The organism is Hoeflea sp. YIM 152468 (genome assembly GCF_029210485.1).
Lineage (GTDB): Bacteria > Pseudomonadota > Alphaproteobacteria > Rhizobiales > Rhizobiaceae > Hoeflea.
This window is the reverse complement of sequence record NZ_JARGET010000038.1, coordinates 387,120-411,874: the sequence shown is the minus strand read 5'-3', so window position 1 is coordinate 411,874 and position 24,755 is coordinate 387,120. Positions and strand designations below refer to the sequence as shown.

General features: G+C 61.4%; 15 protein-coding genes and 1 pseudogene. 5 read left to right on the top strand and 11 right to left on the bottom strand.

The window, feature by feature from the left end; genetic code table 11:
* Positions 1–587 precede the first annotated feature (587 nt).
* Entirely contained in the window at positions 588–2,372 is a 1,785-nt protein-coding gene (gene xsc / locus PZ897_RS19900; RefSeq protein ID WP_275754496.1) for a sulfoacetaldehyde acetyltransferase, read from the top strand.
* Between the two features lie 139 nt (positions 2,373–2,511).
* On the opposite strand, the gene PZ897_RS19895 is transcribed toward xsc, so the two are convergent.
* The 3 genes from PZ897_RS19895 to gyrB form a co-directional block, all read right to left on the bottom strand.
* Entirely contained in the window at positions 2,512–3,984 is a 1,473-nt protein-coding gene (locus PZ897_RS19895) for a PLP-dependent aminotransferase family protein (protein ID WP_275754495.1), read from the bottom strand.
* Positions 3,985–4,097: 113 nt separating this feature from the next.
* Complete coding sequence (locus PZ897_RS19890) at positions 4,098–5,480, bottom strand: aminotransferase class III-fold pyridoxal phosphate-dependent enzyme (protein ID WP_275754494.1); 1,383 nt, start codon at positions 5,478–5,480, stop codon at positions 4,098–4,100.
* A gap of 258 nt (positions 5,481–5,738) precedes the next feature.
* A complete protein-coding gene (gyrB, locus tag PZ897_RS19885; RefSeq protein ID WP_275754594.1) occupies positions 5,739–8,171 on the bottom strand; it encodes a DNA topoisomerase (ATP-hydrolyzing) subunit B in 2,433 nt (810 codons plus the stop codon).
* Positions 8,172–8,372: 201 nt separating this feature from the next.
* On the opposite strand from gyrB, the gene PZ897_RS19880 reads away from it, so the two are divergent.
* From PZ897_RS19880 to PZ897_RS19870, 3 genes and pseudogenes are all read left to right on the top strand, one after another.
* Positions 8,373–9,767: a cytochrome P450 gene (locus PZ897_RS19880; RefSeq protein ID WP_275754493.1), complete on the top strand. Its 1,395-nt coding sequence runs from the start codon at positions 8,373–8,375 to the stop codon at positions 9,765–9,767.
* A gap of 154 nt (positions 9,768–9,921) precedes the next feature.
* Positions 9,922–11,924, top strand: a pseudogene (locus PZ897_RS19875) (hydantoinase/oxoprolinase family protein).
* Positions 11,925–12,045: 121 nt separating this feature from the next.
* The gene (locus tag PZ897_RS19870) at positions 12,046–14,202 is read left to right on the top strand and encodes a malate synthase G (RefSeq protein ID WP_275754492.1); all 2,157 of its coding nucleotides are present in this window, start codon (positions 12,046–12,048) and stop codon (positions 14,200–14,202) included.
* Positions 14,203–14,369: 167 nt separating this feature from the next.
* On the opposite strand, the gene PZ897_RS19865 is transcribed toward PZ897_RS19870, so the two are convergent.
* Complete coding sequence (locus PZ897_RS19865) at positions 14,370–15,026, bottom strand: L,D-transpeptidase (RefSeq protein WP_275754491.1); 657 nt, start codon at positions 15,024–15,026, stop codon at positions 14,370–14,372.
* 205 nt (positions 15,027–15,231) lie between these two features.
* Between PZ897_RS19865 and PZ897_RS19860 the strand changes: the two genes are divergently transcribed.
* On the top strand, positions 15,232–15,702 hold the full coding sequence (locus PZ897_RS19860; RefSeq protein WP_275754490.1) for an MmcB family DNA repair protein: 471 nt from the start codon (positions 15,232–15,234) through the stop codon (positions 15,700–15,702).
* A 22-nt stretch (positions 15,703–15,724) separates the two neighbouring features.
* On the opposite strand, the gene PZ897_RS19855 is transcribed toward PZ897_RS19860, so the two are convergent.
* The 7 genes from PZ897_RS19855 to PZ897_RS19825 all read right to left on the bottom strand — a co-directional run bounded on the left by PZ897_RS19855 (position 15,725) and on the right by PZ897_RS19825 (position 24,751).
* Positions 15,725–16,294, bottom strand: coding sequence for an ActR/PrrA/RegA family redox response regulator transcription factor (locus PZ897_RS19855; protein ID WP_275754489.1), 570 nt, complete (start codon positions 16,292–16,294; stop codon positions 15,725–15,727).
* 83 nt (positions 16,295–16,377) lie between these two features.
* Positions 16,378–17,697: an ActS/PrrB/RegB family redox-sensitive histidine kinase gene (locus PZ897_RS19850; protein ID WP_275754488.1), complete on the bottom strand. Its 1,320-nt coding sequence runs from the start codon at positions 17,695–17,697 to the stop codon at positions 16,378–16,380.
* A gap of 86 nt (positions 17,698–17,783) precedes the next feature.
* Positions 17,784–20,249 carry an ATP-dependent helicase HrpB gene (gene hrpB, locus PZ897_RS19845; RefSeq protein WP_275754487.1) on the bottom strand — a complete coding sequence of 822 codons (2,466 nt, stop codon included), beginning with the start codon at positions 20,247–20,249 and terminating at the stop codon, positions 17,784–17,786.
* On the bottom strand, positions 20,246–20,908 hold the full coding sequence (locus PZ897_RS19840; RefSeq protein WP_275754486.1) for an ATP-binding cassette domain-containing protein: 663 nt from the start codon (positions 20,906–20,908) through the stop codon (positions 20,246–20,248). Before PZ897_RS19840 ends, hrpB begins: the two co-directional genes overlap by 4 nt.
* On the bottom strand, positions 20,905–22,599 hold the full coding sequence (locus PZ897_RS19835; protein ID WP_275754484.1) for an ABC transporter permease: 1,695 nt from the start codon (positions 22,597–22,599) through the stop codon (positions 20,905–20,907). Before PZ897_RS19835 ends, PZ897_RS19840 begins: the two co-directional genes overlap by 4 nt.
* A gap of 33 nt (positions 22,600–22,632) precedes the next feature.
* Positions 22,633–23,835, bottom strand: a complete 1,203-nt coding sequence (locus tag PZ897_RS19830) for an ABC transporter substrate-binding protein (protein WP_275754593.1) — start codon at positions 23,833–23,835, stop codon at positions 22,633–22,635.
* Between the two features lie 184 nt (positions 23,836–24,019).
* Complete coding sequence (locus PZ897_RS19825; protein ID WP_275754483.1) at positions 24,020–24,751, bottom strand: DUF3307 domain-containing protein; 732 nt, start codon at positions 24,749–24,751, stop codon at positions 24,020–24,022.
* Between the last annotated feature and the right edge of the window lie 4 nt (positions 24,752–24,755).

The window sequence follows — 24,755 nt, the reverse complement described above, 5'->3', positions numbered from 1 at the left end:
TTTATTGCATTGCAACAATGGACACCCGTGATTTTGGAGGGCTTTCGAGCAGGTGATAAGGCTCGGGAAAGGTTGGAAGAGAGTGTCAGCAGAGCCGGCCGTTGCTGGTTTCAAGGTCTGTCACGCCGTGCAATGGGTTGAGAAGGCAGATATTTGAGACGGGTGGTCTTGGTGCTTGAGCCTGTCGAGGGCGTGACACGGAGCCGGCATTGGCGGCGCGACTGCGACGCCGACGATTTCACCCTGCTTCGTCGCCCCGGCTTCTCACCGCCGCACGGCATTGATGGTCTCCGAATGGCCGAGGCTGCAATCAAGCCGGTGATTGGGCTGGGCAACAGCAGCGCGCAGTCTATCATGCTCGCAGAGACCGTGGCGGGGGGAGCGGAGGCAAGGCGCGGATGGGGGCACAAATCAACCAGGCGGCGGAGACAGGCGGCTGTGTTTCCGGGCGATTTCCATGACGATTGACCGCAGCCTCGCCGGAAAAGCCGCTGTTCATCCGATCTGGCTCTGCAAAGCCGTCAAACTGGCACTACAGAGGTTCGGGCCAGTTGTGGTTTCTAACCCTCAACAAGGAGGAGTATCCCATGCCTAAAATGACAACCGAGGAAGCTTTCATCAAAGTTCTTCAGATGCATGGAATCGAGCATGCATTCGGCATTATCGGATCGGCGATGATGCCGGTCTCCGATCTTTTCCCTCAGGCCGGTATCACCTTCTGGGACTGCGCCCACGAAACCAATGCCGGGCTGATGTGCGATGGCTTCATCCGCACCACCGGCAAGATGGCGATGGCGATCGCCCAGAACGGACCCGGCGTCACCGGTTTCGTCACACCGGTCAAGACCGCGTACTGGAACCACACACCGATGCTGTTGATTACGCCGCAGGCGGCCAACAAGACCATCGGTCAGGGCGGCTTTCAGGAAATGGAGCAGATGCGGCTGTTTGCCGATTGCGTCTGCTACCAGGAAGAAGTGCGTGACGCCTCCCGCATACCCGAAGTGCTCAACCGCGTGATCATGAAGGCCTGGCGCGGTTCGGCCCCGGCGCAGATGAACATTCCGCGCGATATGTGGACGCAGATCATTGATGTCGAGTTGCCGCAAATGGTTCGCTTTGAACGTCCTGCCGGTGGAAAGGAAGCCATCGCCAAGGCCGCTGAACTCCTCTCCAATGCAAAATTTCCGGTCATTCTTTCGGGTGCCGGTGTGGTGCTTTCGGGCGCCATAGCTGATTTGGCCCGGCTGGCAGAACGGCTAGATGCGCCGGTCTGTTCGAATTACCAGCACAATGACAGTTTCCCCGGATCGCATCCCCTCGCGGTTGGCCCGCTTGGCTACAATGGCTCCAAGGCGGCGATGGAACTGATCGCCAGGGCCGATGTGGTGCTGGCGCTCGGCACCCGCCTCAATCCGTTTTCGACCCTTCCCGGCTACGGCATCGATTACTGGCCGAAGAACGCCGATGTGATCCAGGTTGATATCAACGCCGACCGCATTGGCCTGACCAAGAAGGTCACCGTCGGAATTGAGGGCGATGCAACCATGGTGGCACGCTCCCTTCTGGCCCGGCTTGCGGATGGTGCCGGCGATGCCGGGCGCGAAGACCGGCGCAATCTGGTGTCGCTGACGAAATCCCGCTGGGCCCAGGAACTGTCCTCGCTCGATCATGAGGAGGATGATCCGGGTACGGTCTGGAACGCGGAATCACGCAAGCGCGATGCCGATCTGATGTCGCCGCGCCAGGCCTGGCGCGCCATTCAATCGGCACTTCCCAAGGACGCCATCATCTCGTCCGACATTGGCAACAACTGCGCCATTGGCAACGCCTATCCGACCTTCGAACAGGGCCGCAAATACCTCGCGCCCGGTCTGTTCGGCCCCTGCGGCTACGGGTTTCCGTCAATTCTCGGTGCCAAGATCGGACACCCTGACACTCCCGTGGTCGGATTTGCCGGCGATGGCGCCTTCGGCATTTCCATGAACGAGATGACCGCCTGCGGACGTGAAGGCTGGCCGGCAATCACCATGGTGATTTTCCGCAACTACCAATGGGGCGCGGAAAAGCGCAACACCACGCTGTGGTATGACAATAATTTTGTCGGAACCGAACTTGATCGCGATACATCCTATGCCAGGATCGCCGAGGCTTGTGGCGCCAGGGGGGTCGTGGTCAAGGATCAGCAAAGCCTCAGCGAGGAACTCGCCAAAGCCATCGAGCGGCAGATGAAGGCCGGCGAGACCACCTTCATCGAAGTTGTGCTCAATCAGGAACTGGGCGAGCCGTTCCGCCGCGACGCCATGAAGAAGCCGGTCGTTGTCGCTGGCGTCAGCCGCGATGACATGCGCCCGCAAAAGGGCGCTGTCTGACAATCCCGGGTTCGCAGCTCTGAGCCAACCGCGCTTGACGACCGACCCCCGAAAGCTGGACGCCAGCCTTCGGGGGTCTTGCTGTCTGAAACTGACATGAAGCCGGACCTGGGCACGGGGCCGCGTATCTCCGGCATCGTCAGCGCCGGCAGATAGCCGCCAGGGTCTGGGCAATCAGCTCGATTCCCGATGCTATCTTGGAGCTTTCAATCGACGAATAGGCGATGCGGTAGTACCGGGCGCCGTCTTCGGGTCGCTCGAAGAACACATCTCCCGGTTCGATCAGAACCCCGCGCTCCTTGAGGTCGCGTGCCAGATCGCGGGCATCAATGCCCTCCGGGGTCTTCATCCAGAAGCTTGATCCGCCGGCGACAGAAAGGCCGGGTGAAGGCAGCCCACATCGGGTTAGGGCTTCCTGCATGATCTCCCGGCGTTTGCGGTAGACCTGGCCCATCCGCGCCACCAGTGCATCATAATGTCCGAGCGAGAGGAAATTGGCCGCTGTCCGCTGCAAATGCCCAGGAGGATGTCTGAGGATCGCCGCGCGCAGCGCCCGCGCCTCCCGGATGAAGATCTCGGAGCCAACGACATAACCGAGCCGCAAGCCGGGAAACAGAGATTTGGAGAATGAGCCGATATAGATCACCCGGCCCTCCTCATCGAGGGATTTGAGCGCCGGCTCCGGAGGATTGAGAAACGACATCTCGAACTCGTAATCGTCTTCGACAATCAGGAAGTCGTGTTCCGAAGCCATCTCCAGCAGTCCGTGCCGCCGCTCGAGCGGCATCGTCACATTGGTCGGGCAATGGTGGCTCGGCGTGGTGAACACGACATCGGTCTCGCGCGGCAAGGCGTTCAGTTGCAGACCGGAATCATCTACCGGAATTGAGGCAACTGTGCACCGCGCCAGATTGAGCACGCCTCGGAGGCCAGGATAGCCCGGGTTTTCCATTGCGGCGACGCGCCGTTGATTGAGCAGCACCTCGGCGCACAGCCACAATGCGTTCTGGGCGCCCATGGTGATCAGGATCTGTTCCGGCTTGGCGTGTATTCCACGGCGCGGCAGGGTGTTGAGCGCAATATATTTGACCAGCTCGGGGTCATCGCGCTCATAACTGTCGGCCGTGACGGTCGAGAACGCCCGCTTGCCCAGCGCCTGCAGGGCGCATTGCCGCCAGTTGCTGTGATCGAAGATGTTTTCGTCAGCCTGCCCGTAGATGAAGGGGTACGGGTAGCTTCGCCAGTCAATCGGCTTTTCCGGCATCACCTGACTGGAAAAGCGTTGGCCGATGGCCCGGCCCCAGTCCACCTGATCCGACACGACACCGCGTGGTGCGTCAAAACGGGTTCGCTGCGGCGCGGTTGGTGAAACGTAATAGCCCGAGCGGCCCTTTGCGATCAGATAGTCGTCTGAAACGAGCTCGCTATAGGCCAGGGTCACGGTGATGCGGCTGATCCCCAGATGCGTCGCCAGTTTGCGGCTGGAGGGCATTTTCACACCCGGAATGAAGCGTCCGGACAAAACACCTTCGCTGATCATCCTCTGGATTTTCTGCTGTAGAGTTCCCTCGAATTTGGGATCGAGAAAAAACGTGTCTATCGGAATCGTCATACGATCGCCTGGCCGGTTTTTGCCAGCATATCGCCAGACTTAGCCGAGCGGAAGGGGCAGCGGAATGATTGTCCCGGCTGGTGTCTGATCGCCCATTGGGACTTGCTGGAAACTCAGCCGAATACCCTGGTCAGCGCCTTGTCGACAGTTTCGGTGATCTGGTCAATGTCGGACGCGGTGGCGATCAGCGCCGGGCTGAAGCACAGCGTGTTGTTGAAGCCCGGCAGCGACCGATTGGTGGCGCCGATGATCACGCCTTGCGCCATGCAGTCGGCCACCACTGCCTGGACTTTCTTCTCGTCCATCGGCTCCCGTGTGCGTCGGTCGCTGACCAGCTCGGCGCCGATGAACAGACCCTTGCCGCGAACATCGCCAATCACCGCGTGCCTGTCCTGCAGCACCTGCAGATTGTCCATCATGCGGGCCCCCATGGCCTGGGTATTCTCGATGAGGTTCTCGTCTTCAACGATCCGCATGTTTTCCAGCGCCGCCGCCGGACCTGCGGCACAGCCGCCAAAGGTCGAGATGTCACGGAAATAGGACATCGGATCGGATGGATCGTCCTTGAACTGCTCAAACACCGCTTCTGTTGTCACGGTACAGGAGATCGCTGCATAGCCTGACGCAACGCCTTTCGCCATGGTCACGAAGTCGGGCTTGATCCCATAATGCTGGTAGCCAAACCAGGTGCCGGTGCGGCCGACGCCGCAGACCACTTCATCAATATGCAGCAGGATGTTGTACTTGGCGCAGATTTCCTGAACCCGTTCCCAATAGCCTGGTGGAGGCGTGATCACACCACCGCCTGCGGTGATTGGCTCGAGGCAGAGCCCGCCGACGCTGTCGGGCCCTTCGCGCAGGATCACCTCCTCGATCGCGTTCGCTGCCGCCATGCCGTAGCTTTCCGCATCCGGATACTGGCTGCGATACTCCAGACAGTGCGGCACCATGACGAATCCTGGAGCCATCGGCCCGTACTGCTCCGAGCGCTGCGGCTGGCCGCCGGCCGACAGTGTCGCCAATGTCGTGCCGTGATAGTCGCGGTCCCGATAGAGAATCTTGTATTTTCTGCCGCCATGATGCCGGTGTGAGATCTGCCGGATCATCTTGAAGGCCTTCTCGTTGGCCTCCGACCCGGAATTCGAATAATAGACCCGGCTAAGGCCCGGCATCTTCTCGATCAGTTGCCTGGCGAACAGGGCGCCGGGGATCGATCCGGCGCTGTTGGCGAAATAATTCATTTTGACCAGTTGGTCGCGCACCGCGTTTGCAATGCTCTCCCGGCCATAGCCGACATTGACCGTCCAGACCCCGCCCGACACCGCGTCGAGATGTTCCCGGCCGGTCGCGTCCCACACCCGCATACCGCGGCCCTCGACCATGATCCGCGGATCGATGGTTTCAAACGGCTTGTGCTGGATCAGGTGATGCCAGACATGGGCGCGATCAGCCTCGATAACCGCCTGAATATCGTTGGCTTGGATGGGCAAATTCATGATCGGAGCCTCCCGTGCAGGTGGTGAGTGCCGGTCCTTCGGCATCAGAGCATCGCCGAAGACGTCGCTATCGGGATAGAGCCAGTGGGTGGCAAGTCATAGGACCAGAAAAACCCGAATAAAACCAATGTTCTGAGACCAGGGTAGCGAGTCCGTGCCGCCCTTGGTAATGACTGATCTGACCTGCCAGGCGCGCAAACGAAAACACCGCCGCTTCCGGTCCGGAGCGGCGGTGTCCTTCTCTGCGAGCCAGAGCTGTCAGATATCGAGGTTGGCGACCGACAATGCGTTATCCTGAATGAACTCGCGCCGCGGTTCGACCTCGTCGCCCATCAGCCGCGAGAACAGGCTGTCGGCGTCGACCGCGTCATTGACCCGGACCTGCAGCAGCGAGCGGGCATTGGGGTCCAGCGTGGTTTCCCACAATTGTTCGGCGTTCATCTCGCCAAGGCCCTTGTAGCGTTGCAATGTCAGGCCCTTGCGGCCGACCGAGAACACCGCCTGAAGCAGCTCGCGCGGCCCCGAGATCTGGGTGCCGCCTTCCTTGCGCCGCAGCACCGGCGGCTCGGCGTAGACATCGCGCAGCTTGGCGTTCATCTGATCGATCATTCGGGCGTCCTGGCTGCCGATCAGCCCGGAGTCGAGATAGACGGCCTCCCTGACGCCGCGCACCACCCGTTCAAACCGGTACCCGTTCTCGCTGGTGACGCCAGTCCATCCGCGCTCGGATTCCTCGGAGATCATGTCAAGCCGCCGGGCGACTTCCGCCACCATGGCTTCCGAGGAAGCAGAATCGGTAATCCGCTCCGGGTTGAAGGCACCGGCAATCGCCGCCTGCTCGATAACGGAGTGATCGTAGCGCGAATGCAGGCCATCCAGCAGCGCCCGCATTCTCAGGGCATCGGTGATGGTGTCCTTCAGGTCTGCCCCGGTTCGCACTTCACCCGTCGACAGTTCCAGTGTGGCCTCATCAAGTCCGGTCGTGACCAGATATTCTTCCATCGCCTTCTCGTCCTTGAGATACTGGCTGGACTTGCCGCGCGACACTTTATACAGCGGCGGCTGGGCGATATAGAGGTGACCGCGTTCGATCAGTTCCGGCATCTGCCGGAAGAAGAAGGTCAGCAGCAGGGTCCGGATGTGGGCGCCGTCGACATCGGCGTCCGTCATGATGATGATCTTGTGATAGCGCAGCTTGTCGGCGTTGAACTCGTCCTTGCCGATGCCGGTGCCGAGCGCCATGATCAGCGTGCCGATTTCCTGGCTCGAGAGCATCTTGTCGAACCGGGCCCGCTCGACATTGAGGATCTTGCCTCGGAGCGGCAGAATTGCCTGGGTTTCCCGCGACCGGCCCTGTTTGGCCGATCCGCCCGCCGAATCGCCCTCGACCAGAAACAGTTCCGACTTGGCCGGATCCTTCTCCGAACAATCCGCAAGCTTGCCGGGCAGCGAGGAGATGTCGAGCGCGCCCTTGCGCCGCGTCAACTCGCGCGCCTTGCGCGCAGCCTCGCGCGCGGCAGCCGCTTCAATCACCTTGCCGACAAGAATCTTGGATTCAGCCGGATGCTCTTCAAGCCAGGCGCTGAGCGTCGAATTGACCAGGTTCTCGACAGCCGGCCGAACCTCCGAGGATACCAGCTTGTCCTTGGTCTGCGACGAGAATTTCGGATCAGGCACTTTTACCGACAGGACCGCGGTCAGCCCCTCGCGGCAATCATCGCCGGTGAGCGAGACCTTTTCCTTCTTGGTCATGCCGGAGCTGTCGGCGTAGGCAACCATCTGCCGGGTCAGCGCCGCACGGAAGCCGGCCATGTGGGTGCCGCCGTCGCGCTGGGGAATGTTGTTGGTGAAGCACAGCACATTCTCGTGGTAGCTGTCATTCCACCACATGGCGAGCTCGACAATGATGCCGTCCTTTTCGCCAAGAAGGGTCACCGGGTCGGCGACAAGCGGCTTCTTTACGCGGTCGAGATAGCGCACATAGGCTTCCAGTCCACCCTCATAGAACAGTTCCAGCTCTTTGACGTCGGAATGGCGTCGGTCGGCCAACAGAATGCGGACGCCAGAATTGAGAAATGCCAGTTCGCGCAGCCTGTGTTCAAGCGTACCGAAGTCAAAATCGGTCATCGTGAACGTTTCGCTGCTCGGCATGAAAGTGACTTCGGTACCGGTCTCGCCGCCGCTATCCCCGATCACCGCCAGCGGCGCATCGGCGATGCCGTGCGAAAACCGGAGCTCGTGAATCTTGCCCTGGCGCCGGATGACCAGTTTCAACCAGACCGAAAGCGCGTTGACCACGGAAACGCCGACGCCATGCAGGCCGCCGGACACTTTGTAGGAGTTTTGGTCGAACTTGCCGCCTGCGTGCAGTTGCGTCATGATCACTTCGGCGGCCGAAATACCTTCGCCCTGGTGAATATCGGTCGGAATGCCGCGGCCATTGTCGGTGACGGTCACTGATCCGTCCGGATTGAGCGTCACGGTGACGCGGTCCGCATGACCGGCAAGAGCCTCGTCGACGGCGTTGTCGACGACTTCGTAGACCATGTGATGCAAGCCGGAGCCGTCATCGGTATCACCGATATACATGCCCGGCCGCTTGCGTACCGCATCCAGGCCCTTGAGAACCTTAATCGATTCGGCGCCGTAATCGGCGTCCACGCTCGGGTTTGTCTCAGGCGAATCATTCATCATGCGGGTCTTTCGGTCCAAGGTGGCTGTGTCGGGCGGAAGAGTCAGGAAACGCGGCTTCGAATCACCGCGCGGACGTGGATCCACTATAGGGGCGCGCGAGATGAAATCCAAATCCGCCAAGCCATGGAATTGTGGGTTTCACAATGCATATATGGGGTCTGGCCCTGTTGTGCCAGAGCAGATGATGAAGGAAGTCGAATGACACGCCCCCATGCTCCGTTTGTGCCTCCGGCACCGGTCCCCAGAACCGTCCCGCCATCGCGGCTTCAGATCATCCGCACGGTCATGCGCAACCCGCTGGAATTGTGGGGCGAACCTTCCTTCCGGCTTGAATGGCTGAATGCAAAGTTTTTCAACGAACGGACACTGATCGTCAATCACCCCGGTCTCGTGCGCCATGTTCTGGTCGACAATGCACAAAACTACCGGATGGCGGTTATCCGCCAACTGATTCTGCGACCGATCCTGCGCGACGGCTTGCTGACGGCGGAAGGCGAGACCTGGCGGCGGTCACGCAAGGCGATGGCACCGGTGTTCACGCCACGCCATGCAGGCGGCTTTGCCCGGCAGATGCTCGAGCAATCCCGCGCCTTCACCGCTCGTTACGACATCGCGGCTGCCAGGGGGGAGGTCCGCGATATCGCCGTCGACATGACGGAACTGACGTTCGACATTCTCGCGGCCACACTGTTTTCCGGCCAGGTTGCCGGTACGGAGGCCGAGTTCGCCGGCGATATTGAAAGGCTGCTTTCGACCATGGGCCGGGTTGATCCGATGGATCTGCTCAAGGCCCCGTCCTGGGTGCCGCGCGTCCGCCGGATGTTCGGTCGCCCCGTGCTGGCCAAGTTTCGCCGGATCGTCGAAGACACGATGGCAAACCGGCAGCAATTGATGCAGTCCGATCCGGCCAAGGTTCCGGAGGATTTTCTGACACTGCTGATCCGGCTTCATGGTCCTGAGGGCCTGACGCTTGACGAGATCGAGGACAATATCATCACTTTCATTGGCGCCGGCCATGAAACCACGGCGCGGGCACTGGGCTGGACGCTCTATTGTCTGGCCAACTCGCCATCGGACCGGGAAAAGGTCGAAGCCGAGATCGACCAGGTTCTGGCGCTTGGTCTGGAGCCGGTCAAATGGCTCGATGCCATGCCGTGGACGCGCGCCGCCTTCGAGGAGGCGATGCGGCTCTATCCGCCTGCCCCGTCGATCAACCGCGCTGCGATCGCCGACGACCAGTGGGACAACGGCAAGGGCGAGACCGTCACCATCGCCGCGGGCACCACGGTGCTGGTGATGCCCTGGACCTTGCACCGGCACACCAAGCTGTGGGATCAGCCGGCGGCCTATATTCCCTCGCGTTTTCTGCCCGAAAACCGCGGCAGGATAGATCGCTTCCAGTATCTGCCGTTTGGTGTCGGTCCGCGCATCTGTATCGGAGCCACCTTCGCATTGCAGGAAGCGGTGATCGCGTTGGGTGTGCTGCTTTCAAGCTACCGCTTTGACTGCACTGAGGACACGAAACCCTGGCCCGTGCAGAAGCTCACCACCCAGCCTGAAGGCGGATTGCCGATGCGGGTCAGCCGGCGCTAATCCATGGCGCTGCCGTCTTCCGGCCGGTCAGGTGGCGTCCTTGACTGATAGCGACCCGTCCTGGCGTGGGAAGAGGTGGCATCCTGGGGAATTTCATCATAAGTGAGATGGTGGCTCCCAATCGGGGCGCTGCGCTTTGAATGGACGGCAAGACATGACATCTCCTCTGTTTTTGGGCATCGACACCGGCGGCACTTACACCGATGCGGTGCTGTACAGTGAAAGCGAAGGTGTTGTGGCGTCGGCCAAATCGCTGACCACCCGCCATGACCTGGCTGTTGGCGTGTCCGGGGCGGTTGAGGCGGTGCTTGCCCAAATTGAAGATGCAGTTGGCCGTGTGCGGCTGGTGTCGCTGTCAACCACGCTTGCCACCAACGCGCTGGTCGAGGGCCAGGGGGGGGGGCCGGTCTGGTGATGATCGGTTTCGGCCCGCAGGATCTCGCACGTGATGGCCTGGCCGAAGCGCTGGGCAGTGATCCGGTTATCTATCTGGTTGGCGGCCACAATGTGCACGGCCATGAGACGCCGCTCGATCTTGCCCCGCTTGAGGCGCAGCTTGATGATTTGGCCAGCGATGTCTCGGCAGTGGCGATTGCCGGATACTTCGCTGTGCGCAATCCCGCCCACGAGATTGCGGTGCGTGACCTTGTGCGCCAGCGCACGTCCCTGCCGGTCACTTGCAGCCATGATCTGTCGTCCAGACTCGGTGGCCCGCGCCGGGCGTTGACGACCCTGCTCAATGCGCGGCTGATTTCGATGGTGGCGCGCCTGATCGACGCCACCAGCGGGTATCTACGCAGCCGCCACATCAACGCACCCATGATGGTGGTGCGGGGCGATGGGGCGCTGATCTCGGCCGAGGAAGCCCTGACCCGGCCGATTGAAACCATTCTGTCCGGTCCGGCAGCGAGCCTGATCGGAGCCCGCCATCTGACAGGCCTCGACAACGCCGTTGTATCCGACATTGGCGGCACCACCACCGATGTGGCCGTGCTCGAAGGCGGCCTGCCCCGGCTCGACACCGAGGGGGCCACGGTCGGACGTTACCGCACCATGGTCGAGGCGGTTGCCATGCACACAAGCGGGCTTGGCGGCGATTCCGAGGTGAGGCTTGCGGAAGGCAGCTTTGACGCCGGTCTGACCCTGGGGCCGCGCCGCCTGATGCCGTTAAGCCTCGCCGCGCACCTGTGGCCGCAACCGATGCTCGCCAATCTCGAACGCCAGGCCCAGTCGGCTTTCCCGGGACGCGATGATGGCCGTTTTGCGCTCAGAACCGGGCTTCCGGACACGCTTGCGTCCGGGCTCACGGTCCAGGAAGCAGCGCTCTATAGCCGTATAACACGGGAACCGCTGCCGCTTGCCACGGTGTTGACCGGTACGTCTCAGCGCGCCACGCTCGACGCTCTGGTGGGGCGCGGACTGGTGTTGATAGCAGGATTCACGCCATCAGACGCCATGCATGTGCTGGGCCGGCAGGACCAGTGGCATGTCGAGGCGGCACGATTTGGTGCGGCAATCTTTGCCCGTCGCAAAACCGGGTCTGGCCTTGCCGTGGCTCAATCACCGGGGGAGCTTGCTGAAATGGTCTCAGCGCGCCTGACCCGGCAGAGCGCGGAAGCCGTGTTGATGGCGCTGATAGCCGATGCCGGCATCAGCGGGATTGAGGTTGCCAGATCGGCCTTCATTGATCGTGCTCTGAGCCGCACACCGGGCCTTGTCAGATTCGGGATCAAACCAGACCGGCCCCTGGTGGCACTTGGCGCCTCGGCTTCGGTGCATTATCCCGCTGTTGCCGACATGCTCGACACCGAATGCTTCGTCCCGCATCATGCCGGGGTAGCCAATGCCGTCGGCGCAGTTGTTGGCCAGGTGCGTGAAACCGTGATCGTGTTCGTCACCGAACCGGAGGAGGGGCGTTACGCCGTCAACGGCGCCGGCGAACACCATATCTTCAAGGATCGCGCCGCTGCCTTTGACCGGGCGAGGCTTTTGGCCGGTACGCAAGCCCGTCAGGCCGCCATCCGCAGCGGTGCCGATCACCCGGTTGTCGAACACGTCGAAGAGATCAAGATGCCGGTGATCGAGGGGCTGGAAAAGTTCATCGAAGCCCGGTTCACCGCCGCAGCGTCCGGACGACCGCGCATGGCAGTCAAATGATTTGTTCCCGATTGGAATAAATCATTCTCACCTTGGCTCAATTGACAGGCAATGCCGTGACCGGCACGGTCATGGTACAGACTGGCTGCGCCTCCCGGCGCCCGCAAGACGGAGACTCCAAGTGACACGAATCGAAAAAAATGGCCTCAACATCAGCGCTGACCTGCACGATTTCATTCTCAATGAAGCGCTACCGGGAACCGGTGTCACGGCCGAAGGGTTCTTTCAGGCTTTTGGCGATGCAATTCGGGATCTGGCTCCGAAGAACCGTGCATTGCTGGCCAAGCGCGAGACGTTGCAGCAAAAAATTGATGCATGGCACCGTGACCATGGCGCGCCGCATGATCTCGACGTCTACAAGAATTTCCTGACCTCGATCGGTTATCTGCTCCCTGAAGGCGGCCCGGTTCAGGTGTCCACCGAAAATGTCGATCCGGAGATTGCTGTGGTTGCCGGTCCGCAGCTCGTGGTTCCGGTGATGAATGCGCGGTTTGCGCTCAATGCCGCCAATGCGCGCTGGGGCTCTCTGTATGATGCGCTCTATGGCACCGATGCACTGGGCGACCTTCCCAAGGCTGGCGGTTACGACGAGGAGCGCGGCGGCCGCGTCATTGCCTGGGCCAAAGCCTTCCTTGACGAGAGCGTGCCGCTGGCCGGTGCCAAATGGGCTGATGTCACCGGCTTCGATTTCGACAGCGGGGAACTGAGCATCCAGGCTGCGAGTGGCCCAACCGGCCTTGCCGATTCAACCCAATACACCGGCTACCAGCGCGAAAGCGGTCATGCCTACCGGCTCTATTTTGTAAAGAACGGCCTGCATGTGGTGGTTTCTGTCGATCCCGGCAGTGTCATCGGCAAGTCAGACAAAGCCAATATCTCGGATGTGATCCTGGAATCAGCCGTCACCACCATCATGGATTGCGAGGATTCCATCGCGGCCGTCGATGCGGAAGACAAGACGCTGGTCTACCGCAACTGGCTTGGCCTGATGCGTGGTGATCTGACCGAGGAAGTGCACAAGGCTGGCAAGAGCTTCACCCGCAAACTCAATGGCGATATCGAATTCAGCACCCCGAACGGCAAGCCGGCCACGCTCAAGGGCCGCTCGCTGATGCTCATCCGCAATGTCGGCCATCTGATGACCAATCCGGCCATCCTCGATCAAGACGGCAACGAGATCCCCGAAGGCATCATGGATGCATTCCTGACCGGTCTCATCGCCCTGCATGACATTGGCCCCGACGGCCGCCGCGCCAATTCGGCCAGTGGCTCGATGTATGTCGTCAAGCCGAAGATGCATGGGCCTGAAGAGGTGGCCTTCGCCGTCGAGATCTTCGGGCGCGTTGAAGCAGCCCTCGGCATGGCGCCCAACACCATCAAGATGGGCATCATGGACGAAGAGCGTCGCACCACTGTCAATCTCAAGGAGTGCATCCGGGCCGCCAGCCAGCGCGTCGTGTTCATCAACACCGGTTTCCTTGATCGCACCGGCGACGAGATCTTCACCTCGATGGAAGCCGGGCCGATGATCCGCAAGGGCGACATGAAACAGTCTGCGTGGATTGCGGCCTATGAAAACTGGAATGTTGACATCGGTCTTGAATGCGGACTGGCCGGCCACGCCCAGATAGGCAAGGGCATGTGGGCCATGCCCGACCTGATGGCGGCGATGCTGGAGCAGAAGATCGCTCATCCCAAGGCCGGCGCCAACTGTGCCTGGGTGCCGTCGCCGACGGCGGCGACCCTGCATGCCACCCACTACCACAAGGTCAATGTCGCGGAGGTTCAGGCAGGCCTCAAGACACGCGGCCGCGCCAAGCTCGATGACATCCTGTCGATCCCGGTGGCAAGCAAGCCCAACTGGACGCCCGAGGAAATCCAGCACGAGATTGACAACAATGCGCAGGGCATTCTCGGTTATGTGGTCCGTTGGGTCGATCAGGGCGTCGGTTGCTCCAAGGTTCCCGACATCAACAATGTCGGCCTGATGGAAGACCGGGCCACGCTCCGGATTTCAGCCCAGCACATGGCCAACTGGCTGCATCATGGGGTGGTGACCGAAGAGCAGATCATCGAGACCATGAAGCGGATGGCCGTGGTCGTTGACCGCCAGAATGACGGCGACCCGGCCTATCGTCCGATGGCGGCTGATTACGACAAGTCGATCGCATTCCAGGCGGCTGTCGAACTGGTGCTCGAAGGCCGCGCCCAGCCCAGCGGCTATACCGAGCCGGTGCTGCACCGCCGCCGTCTGCAATTGAAGGCAGCCGCTGGCTGATGAGGTGACAAGGTGCAGCGGACTGCGATCCGCCGCACGAACGGAAAATCCCGCCGGGACGGTTCCGGGCGGGATTTTTTTTACTGGCTCTTTGGTGGGGTCTGCAGCGCCTTGAAATGAGGTTTGTTGGCGAGCGTTCAGATCAATCCATGTGAACCGGACACGCTTTACTGCTTGACCACCACGCGGGCGCCCTTGCCGGGACGGACCCGGTCATACAGATCAATGATGTCCTGGTTCATCAACCGGATGCAGCCCGATGAGGCAGCCGTGCCGATCGACGCCCATTCCGGCGTGCCGTGCAGGCGAAACAGGGTATCCTCGCCCTTCTGGTTGAACAGGTACAGCGCACGTGCGCCGAGCGGATTGTTCAGTCCGGGCTTCATGCCGTCTTCGCCATATTTGGCGAGTTCCGGCTTGCGCTGGATCATTTCGCGCGGCGGAGTCCAGGTTGGCCATTCCCGCTTCCACGCGATATAGGCCTCACCTTCCCAGGCAAATCCGGCCTTTCCGACGCCAATGCCGTAGCGCACGGCCTTTTTGCCCGGCAGCACGAAATAGAGAAAGCGATTGGGCGTGTCGACAATGATCGTGCCGGGCTTTTCTTTGGTGCTGTAGGAGACGATCTGGCGGTAAAACTGCTTGTTGAGCTTGCTGATCGGAACCGCCGGGATCGAATAGCCCGCGTCGGCGACCGAGCCATACTCAGAAGTGAAGATCTGCGTAGTGGCACCGGAACCGCCATCCCCGGTGCTTGAAGAGCAGCCGGCAAGCGCAAGCGCTGCGACCAATCCAGCGACGGTAAGCGAAAAGCGAGATATCATATTGAAAACTTCCGAGAGCGAGGCGTAAGCGCCGGTTTGAAATCGCGCTCAACGTGATGGTGTATATTTTAAATAAGTCTTAACCATGCAACTGTTTCCGATAAAAAACCATCGAATGTTTCATGCTTTCTTAGGGCGCATTGCTTTTGTGCAACATGGCACCACTTGCGTTGCGATCGACCCGAAGCCGTGGCACCTTTAGACCATGCCGATCGTTTCGCCCCATACTGGTAATCCGCTTGTTGACCGTCGTCAATCCGATCGCGCGCTCCTGGTGCGCCGGGGTGTGCAGCGCCTCTTTTCCGATTTGCGCCTGTCGATGGTGCCGGAACTGCCGCTCGCTTCAGGCCGCCGCGCGGATCTGGTGGCGCTGAGCGGAACCGGCGAGATCTGGATCGTGGAAATCAAATCCTCAGTCGAGGATTTCCGCTCCGACCGCAAGTGGCCCGACTACAGGCAGCATTGCGACCGGCTGTTCTTTGCCACCCATGCAGCCGTTCCGCCGGAGCTGTTCCCGCAGGACTGCGGCCTGATCATCGCCGATGAATGGTCGGCGCACCTGCTGCGCGACGCGCCTGAACACAGGCTCGCCGCGGCGAGCCGCAAGGCGATGCTGTTGCGGTTTGCCCGCTCGGCGGCGGACCGGTTGTTGCTGGCGGAATTGGCGGCTGGTTAAACCGGCTTGCAGTATGGCCGGTTCAGCGCGGGGCCCGTTTGGCCAGGATTCGCTGCAAGGTTCGCCGGTGCATATTGAGCCGCCGGGCAGTCTCGGAGACGTTGCGTTCGCACATTTCATACACCCGCTGGATATGCTCCCAGCGCACCCTGTCTGCCGACATCGGGTTTTCCGGCACTTCAGCCTTTTCGCCGGGCTTGCGGGTCAACGCAGCATACACTTCGTCGGCATCGGCAGGCTTCGCCAGATAATCGATGGCGCCGAGCTTGACTGCGGTCACGGCCGTGGCGATGTTGCCATAGCCGGTCAGCACGATGATCCGGGTATCGTCGCGGCGTTCTCGGATCGCCTTGATCACGTCCAGCCCGTTGCCATCCTCCAGCCGCATATCAACCACCGCAAATTTCGGCGTTCGGGTGCGGGCTTTGGCAAGACCCTCGGCCACACTCTCGGCAATCTCGACGTCAAAGCCGCGCGCTTCCATGGCGCGCGCCAGTCTGCGCAGAAAGGGTGCGTCATCGTCGACAAGCAACAGAGTTGCGTCAGGTCCGATGGATTGCATTTCGGTTGCTTGGGAAATTTCGCCGATCATTATTCATCTCACCGGTGCTGGCAATGCGGAGTTATACCTCCGACTTAATACTTTTTTGGAATTTTTCCAGTTCCACGTCCGTTTCACCTGTCTTTTTCGGCACCAAACAGGTCCATTTTCTCCCGTGGCCAGCTTATCTTCACCTGCGCACCGCTTTCGGGAGCCGGCCGGTTGGCAAATTCCAAGTGTGCTCCGGACCGTTCAAGCAGGGTCTTGGCAATGAACAGTCCCAGACCCAGGCCGCCGGCATTCTCCCTGTCTTGCCGGTTGCGCCGGTTCATGAACGGAACCCCGATCTGGGTCAGCACGTCCGGTGCAAACCCCGGACCATCGTCTTCTATGGTGATTTCGACCCGGTCCCGGTCATGGGCCACCGTCACGCGGACGAGGCTGTGGGCGAAATCGACCGCATTCTCGATCAGATTGCCGAGTCCGAACAGAATAGCGGGATTGCGTCGTCCAACCGCTTCCGGCGTGTCGGTTTCATGGTCTATGACCTCGATGGCGATGCCGAATTCGCGGTGAGGTGCGATGACCTCTTCAATCAGCGACCGCAGTGGCAGCCGCACCATATGAGCTTCATCCTCCGCCGACAGCGTCGTCAGCCGCCTGAGAATATCGCGGCACCGCTCGGTCTGGCTGCGCAACAGCATGAGATCATCGGTAAAACGGGTGTCGTCGGCAAGCGCCTTTTCCATTTCGCGGGCCACCACCTGTATCGTCGCCAGCGGCGTTCCCAGTTCGTGCGCTGCCGCTGCTGCCAGCCCGTCCAGCGCGGAGATGTGATGTTCGCGTTGCAAGACCAGTTCGGTCGCCGCCAGCGCATCAGTCAGTTTGTTGGCTTCCTCCGACACCTGAAAGGAATAGAATGCGGCAAATGCAGTGGTTGAGACGATGGCAATCCAGGCCCCGGCAATGAGAAGATACGGAACTTCGAAATTGCTGCCGGGATACCAGGGCAGTGGCAGGGAATAGAAGGCCAGAACCGAAACCGACGCCACCGACAAGGCACTCAGGCTCAAGGTGTGGCGCACGGGCTGCAGCGGCGACGAAATGATCACCGGTACGCACAGCAGGACCGAAAACGGGTTGGCCAGCCCGCCTGTCATGAACAAGAGCCCCGACAGTTGCAGAACGTCAAAAGACAGCAGTCCTGTCGCACCGAGCGGCGGAAGCCGATGGGCGGCAGGGAACCGCAGCGAAAGGAACACATTCAGCCAGGCCGAGCAGGCGATCAGTGCGAAACACAGCAGTTCCGGCATGTTGAAGCCATAGCCATGGGCAACGATCAGCACCGTGACACTTTGGCCGATGACCGCCATCCATCTCAACCGTGTCAAAGTCTGCAACCGAAGCCGGTGCCGGATCGAGGGGTCATCAAGAAATGAAGGAAACACGTTCATATGTTCTGCTCTAGCCTATCAACGAAGACTTTCCCAATTGGTTTTTGCCTCTGCCGCCGAAGCCCGGCGCTTGCGGCAGACGGCGCTCAGCTGCCGCGCGGTTTGACGCGCCGTGTCGGATCCGCCGCCATCGGATTTTCCGGCCAGGGGTGACGCGGATAGCGTCCGCGCATGTCAGCTCTTACATCGGCCCACGACCCCTTCCAGAACCCCGGCAGGTCCCGCGTGGTCTGGATCGGACGTTGCGCCGGCGAGAGCAGTTCGAGCGTCAGCGGCAGCCGCCCGCCCGCGATTGAAGGGTGGCGGGTTTCGCCGAACAACTCCTGCACCCGGATAGCCACGACCGGGCTCTTCTCCTCATAGCGGATCGGGACGCGCGTTCCTGTGGGCGCCTGATAATGGGTTGGCGCCAGCCGTGCCAGATCAGACTGGGCGCCGGGGCCGCACAGAGACAGAAGACCCTGATGCAGTCCGTCCCGGCTGATCGCCCTGAGCGAGGTGACGCCCGGTTGATAGGGCGCAAACCAGAGATCGAGAGCGTCGAGCAGAGCCTGATCAGAGACGTCCGGCCAGGGTGCGCCCAGACTCTGGTGAAGAAACCCGATCCGGTCGCGCAATTGCAGGCCTTCGCGCGAGAACGGCAAGGCCTTGAAGCCGATCTTGCGAATGGCTGCGCACAACACCGCCATCGCAGCCAGATCGTCGGGCCTTGGCAGCGGTGAGTCGGCCACAATGATGGCGCCAATCCGGCTGATCCGCCGCGCACGCACGGCCCCGGATTGGGTGTCGAATAGGCAGTCCTCGGCAGACACAGCCCTGAGCGCAAGAACCTCGTCGAGCGCTTCGCCGGTGAGCTCGGCAGCCGCCAGAATGCGTGCTGCCTGGGCCTTGCCGCTCAGATCGGCGATCACCAGAAACTCGATGCCGGCCAACCGGTCGGTCTCGTCGATCGCGGCGCCACGGCCGTTGGCCATGATGAAACGGCCCCGCCCGCCGCGTTGCCGCGCTATCCTGTCCGGAAAGGCATGCACGAGCAGTGCAGCCGCCGATGCAACCCCGCCGCTGGATCTTGTTGTGCCCGCTCCCGCCAGCCGGCTGGCAAGGGCACGTGCCTGAGACGCCCTTTGCCCGCGATCGGACCGAAAGCGCGACAATCGCGTGTCCAGATCCACATCCTGGCCGCCGAGTCCCTGCTCGGTGAGCAGCACCGCCAGTTCGGCGGCGGCAAAACCCTGTCCAGCTTCCTGTCCCGCCACCACCATCGAGGCCAGCCGTGGCGGCAACGCCAGCGCGCGGATCTGTTTGCCGCGTCGGGTGAGCCCGCCTTTCTCGTCCATCGCGCCAAGCCCTCTCAGCAATTGCCGGGCTTCCTCAATGGCCGGAGCCGGGGGAGACTCGATAAAGCGCAGATCCGAGGGTTCTGTGACACCCCAGGCCAAGCAATCGAGAACCAGGGCCGAGAGGTCGCTTGCCAGTATCTGCGGTGTCGCAAAGGCGGGCAAAGCTCGGGTCTGCTCGGCGCGCCAGAGACGAATGGCAATGCCTGGTGCCGTTCGTCCCGCACGTCCGGCGCGCTGGTCGGCAGAAGCTTGTGAAGCCCGGATGGTGTCGAGCCGGGTAATTCCCGTTGACGGCTCATAGACCGGCTGCCGCACGAGCCCGCTGTCGATGACGATGCGCACGCCATCTATGGTGATCGAGCTTTCGGCCACCGGGGAGGCGAGCACCACCTTGCGCCGTCCCTCCGGTGGCGGCTTGATGGCGGCGTCCTGGTCCTGGGAAGGGAGTCCGCCATACAGCGGCTGGATGTCGGTCAGCGGCCCAAGCCGGCCTTCCAGACGGCGCGCCACCTGACGAATTTCGCCCTGACCGGGCAGGAAAGCCAGGATCGAGCCGGTCTCGGCCCGGTGCACGGTTTCGATGGCGCTGGCTATCGCCGCGTCCAGGCGATCCCCGGGGCTTCGGTCGAGATGACGGATCTCGACCGGGTGGCTTCGTCCAAGGCTTTCGATCACCGGGCAATTGCCAAGCAGCGACGCCACGCGATCTGTATCGAGCGTCGCCGACATCACCAGAATGCGCAAATCCTCGCGCAGCCCGGATTGAATGTCGAGCGCCAGCGCCAGACCGAAATCGGCCTCCAGCGCGCGTTCGTGAAATTCGTCGAAAATCACGCAATCAATACCGTCGAGATCGGGCGATGACAGCGCCATGCGGGTGAACACGCCTTCGGTCACCACTTCAATCCGGGTTCTGGCAGACACCCTGGTGTCGAGCCGCATCCGGTACCCCACGGTTCCGCCGACCTCCTCCCCGCGCATAAAGGCCATGCGGCGCGCTGCTGCCCGGGCTGCCAGACGCCGCGGTTCGACCAGGATGATCTTGCCGGAGAGCCATGCTTCGTCCGCCAGCGCCAGCGGAACCAGCGTGGTCTTGCCCGCCCCTGGCGGCGCCGCCAGCACCGCGTTGGGGCCATCGGCGAGCGCGGCACACAAGGCAGCAAGCACATCCGAGACCGGAAGATCGCGATGCCGGGCAGCAATGTCACTCATGCCGGTCCGACCTCGTGAACCTGGCCCCCCGCCGCATGTGCATCCTCCTCGTCATGGGTCACAAGCACGACAGGCAGCCCTGCGCGGCGTGCCTGGTCGAACACCAACTGCCGGGTCTGCTCGCGCAGGCCGGCGTCCAGCTTTGAAAACGGTTCGTCAAGCAACAGCAGCCGCGGCTGCGACATCAGCACTCTTTGCAGCGCAACGCGGGCCTTTTGCCCCCCCGACAGCGTGTCGGGATCGCGGTCACCATATTCGGCAAGGCCGGCCTCCTCAAGCGCGGCATCTGCCAGGGCGCGTCTTTGCCTGCGGCCGCGCACGGTTTCCGGGATGGCGATGGCGATGTTGTCGGCGACACTGAGATGAGGAAACAGCAAAGGATCCTGGAACAGGATTCCGGCGCGGCGTTTTTCCGCCTTGAGAGCGATCAGATCGACGCCGTCCACGAACACCCGGCCAGTGGCTTCAAACGCCGGATCGAGAAATCCGCCCAGATAGGCCAGAAGCGTCGATTTTCCCGAGCCCGACGGGCCCATCACTGTCAGGGTTTGTCCGCGCAAGACCCTGGCATTGAGCGCGACCAGCACGCGGTCGCCAAGGCAGATATGGATGCCGCTGAGCCTCAGTCCCTGATGGGTGGTCAGATTGTCCAATGTCATACCCGCAAGCCCCGCCGGTTGCGAAATAGCAGGCCCGGCAATCCGGTTGCAACACTAAAGGCGAAAAACGGCAACAGCGTCTGCATGAACGCGTAGACGCCAATGGCGCGGCGATTGCCGCCGGCGGCCAGCGCCACCGCCTCGGTGGTGACCGTGGTCAGCCGCCCCGCGCCGATCAGCACGGTTGGCAGATACTGCCCGACCGAAACCGAAAACCCGACCGCAGCCGCCGTCAGGATGGCGCGCGTCAACATCGGCAGCCGGATCCGCACAAGCGTCCGCGTCCGGCTCATTCCAAGGCCGGCGGCAATCAGGTCGTGGCGGCGATCGTGGGCGCGCCAGGGATCGCTGAGCGAGAGGAAGACATAAGGCAGCACAAACACCAGATGGGCCAGCACCAGCGCAGAAAAACTGGCATCGACGCCGAGCCAGATCGACAGAACCTGCAGACCGAACATGAAGGAAATCTGCGGCACGATCAGCGGCAGATAGATCAGCAGCAGGGCTCCGCCGCCCCGCCCGCGGCCAGTCTCGTATTCACGCTCGAGGCACAAGATGGTCAACACCAGCGCGATCAGCGTGGAAAGTCCTGCGACAGCCAAGGTGGTTTGAAGCGGCCCGCTCATGCGCGGCAGCGCCTGGGTCCAGCTGCGCAAGCTGAAACTGGACGGCAATGCGTCGGGGAACTGCCACAGGCCGGAAACCGACCACACCGCCAGCATGGCGATTCCCCCGAAAACCACCGCTGCCGAGGCGATCATGACAGCGCGCGCGCCGTGACGCAGCACCGTATCACGGCGCAATCGCCGCCCGGCACTGCGGCTGTTGCACACCAGCAGCGCACCCAAACGCTCGAGCCCGACCCAGCCAAGCAGCGCCGTCAGTGTCACGCCGAGCTGCGCCACCGCGCCGGCCGACGCCAGGAAACGGATGCTGAGATCCGGGTCGTTCATCCAGGTGATCAGCCGAACCGGCAGGGTCGGTGGCAGATGCGGCCCCAGAATCAACGCCACATCGACCACAGAGCTGGCATAGGCAACCACGGCAAACACCGCCAGCCTGATCTGCCGGTAGAGCGGTGGCCACAGCAGGTAAGTGAAACTGGCAATGCGGCCATAACCCAGAGAGCGTCCGAGCCGCATGGTTTCCATATGCCGTGTCTGCGGAAGGGCGGAGAGGGTCACCAGAAACAGGAACGGGATTTCCTTGACGATCAGGCCGGCCATCATCGACAGCGCCATCGGGTCATTGACGATCAGCAGATCGGGCGGCCGGTCAAGGCCGGTGGCCCATGGCGAAATCAGGCGCATGATCATGCCCGAAGGGGCAATCATGAAAGCCAGACCGAACGCCGCCGCCGCATGCGGCACAGACAACAGCGGGGAAATCATCCGCCGTACCCGCGCAAATCCGGCGGTTCCCAGATCGCTGGCGACAAAGGCTGCGACCGTGCCCAGCGACACCAGCGTGGTGACCAATCCGATCAGGATCGACAGCACCGAGGAGCGGAGAATTCCCGGAACCGCGGCGAGAGCGGAAAAATGCTGGGTGGTGAATTTCTCCCCGCCGAGTTCCGGCAGATAGCCGAACGCCGGAAGTGCGGTTCCCGCCAGTCCGAAGAACAGCGGGCCAAGCAGAATTGCCAGCGTCAGGGGAGGCGCCAGCCGCGCCAGGCGCATGTCGCCGGTCATTCTATAGGGTCCCGCGCCGGCACATCACGCGCTTCAGTTGGCTACGCCATAGCGTCTGAGCCATTCGCGCTCGATATACTCCATCCAGTCGGGATGTGGCTCATCCAGCGTCGGGCCAAGTTCATCCGGTGTCAGCGTGGCGACGCCGAGATCCAGCGCCGCGAACGCCGCGCGGTCTTCGGCCGACAGCTTGTCCATCGACAGCACGGTCGGGTCGCCCCACAGCGCCGGATCCTGTTTGCGGAGCTGAGCTTCGGGCGAAATCAGGAAGTTTGCCAGCACCAGCGCCCCGGCCTTGGCCGTTGCATTGTAGGGGATGGCGACAAAGTGGGTGTTGCCAAGCGTGCCATCCGTGTAGCTGAAGGAGCGCACGGTGTCGGGCAGTTCGCCCGCGGCAATGCCCGCCGAGGCTTCCGACGGATTGAAGGCAAAAATGATGTCGAGTTCGCCGTCGGCCAGCTTCTGCTTCATGTCGGGATAGTTCTGCGGATAGGCCTTGCCGCCGCGCCAGAGATTCGGGTGCAAGTCATCAAGATAGGCAAACAGCGGCGCCGCATCTTCGGCGAAGCTCGCCGCATTGACCGGCTGGCTCAGCCTGGACTTGTCTTCGATGGTCTCGATCAGAACCTGCTTGAGAAACGACGAACCGATGAAATCCGGTGGCTGCGGGTAGGAGAAGCGGCCGGGATTGTCCTTGCTCCATTCCAGCAGTTCAACGGAGGAGTGCGGTATGCTGTCGGCTGGAGTGCGGGCAGTATCATGGAAAAACACCATTTTGGCCCCGCCCCAGGGGCTTTCGAGCCCATCGGTCGGGATGGTGAAATCGGTCAGGATTGTCGGCATGTTCTCATGGTCGACATAAACCCAGTTGGGCAGACCCGTGGTCCAGTCCGGCGCCATCAGCAGGTTTTGGCGTTTCATCGAAGCGAAGTTCTCGCCATTGATCCAGATGACATCGACAGAGCCGCCCTCGTTCTTGCCAGCGGCCTTCTCGGCCAGCACCTTGGCCACGGCGTTGGCGGTGTCATCGAGTTTGACGTGAATCACTTTGACCCCGAAGCGCTGGTTCAGCGTTTCTCCGGCCCAGCCGATATAGCTGTTGATATTTTCCGATCCACCCCAGGCGTTGAAATAAACCGTTTGCCCCCTGGCTTCAGCCAGCACTGCGTCCCAGTCGCGTGGATCCGGGTCGGCAGCCCAGGGTGTGGCTGGCAGGGCGAGCGTTGCAATCAACATGCCGGCAAGTACGCTCAGCGACTTCAACATGGCATTTCTCCTCAGGCGGCAAAGTTACATCCACACACCACACGGTCATGATGCCGTCAAATAAACGCCAGCCGCAAGCGCGTCACATTTTGGTGATTCGGCTGTGTGCGATAGCTATCAAATTATGCGCGGGTTTGTGCTGCAAGCTGCCGGCTCAGCCGGCAGTGATGTGTTTGCTTGCGAAAATCGTGAGCTGTGAGACGGTGATGGCCCAAGCAAAGCTTATCAGCGATCCGATGATGACATACTCTGCAATCTTCCGCTGATCCGGATTGGTAATATCGCCAAAGCGGAGAATCGATTTTGCGGCGATGAGAAATCCGATGCCTGTCGGGTTTCCTGTCAATGTGAACATGAACACCATGAACCGTTCAAGTTGTCCGATAATCCGTCCGCCAGTCTTTAACCCGTTCAGCGCGGTCCCGATTTCATCTGTGAAGGGTTTGACCGCCAAGCCGGTTACATAGGCGCCAGTGGTGACACAAAGAATAAGGCCGGACGCGTGGATGATCACCTTAAAGATGGCGTTGCGGCTGTCTGGATCAAGCAGGCCCAGATGCAGTGACTGGCTGACATCAATGGGCAACAGAATTGAAAGGGCAACGAGCACAGCAACATGGGCAGATTGGTCGGCGACAAACCAGGTGAGGTTGGATCCATTGTTGCGTGCCTTGATGAAATCGATAAGGAAATGGGTAAGTGCAAGCGTTCCCAGCAGTTTCCAGTCAAACTGGCCGATGGCCAACATACCCAACACCGTAATAATGAGGATGTGCAGCGCAAGGACACTGATGCGCTTCTTGTTCATCGCCATGAACTCGGTCTGGAGCGTGAAATCCCCCAGCAAGTGCGCTATCAACAACAGAGCAAATGTCTCGGTGGCCATCGCG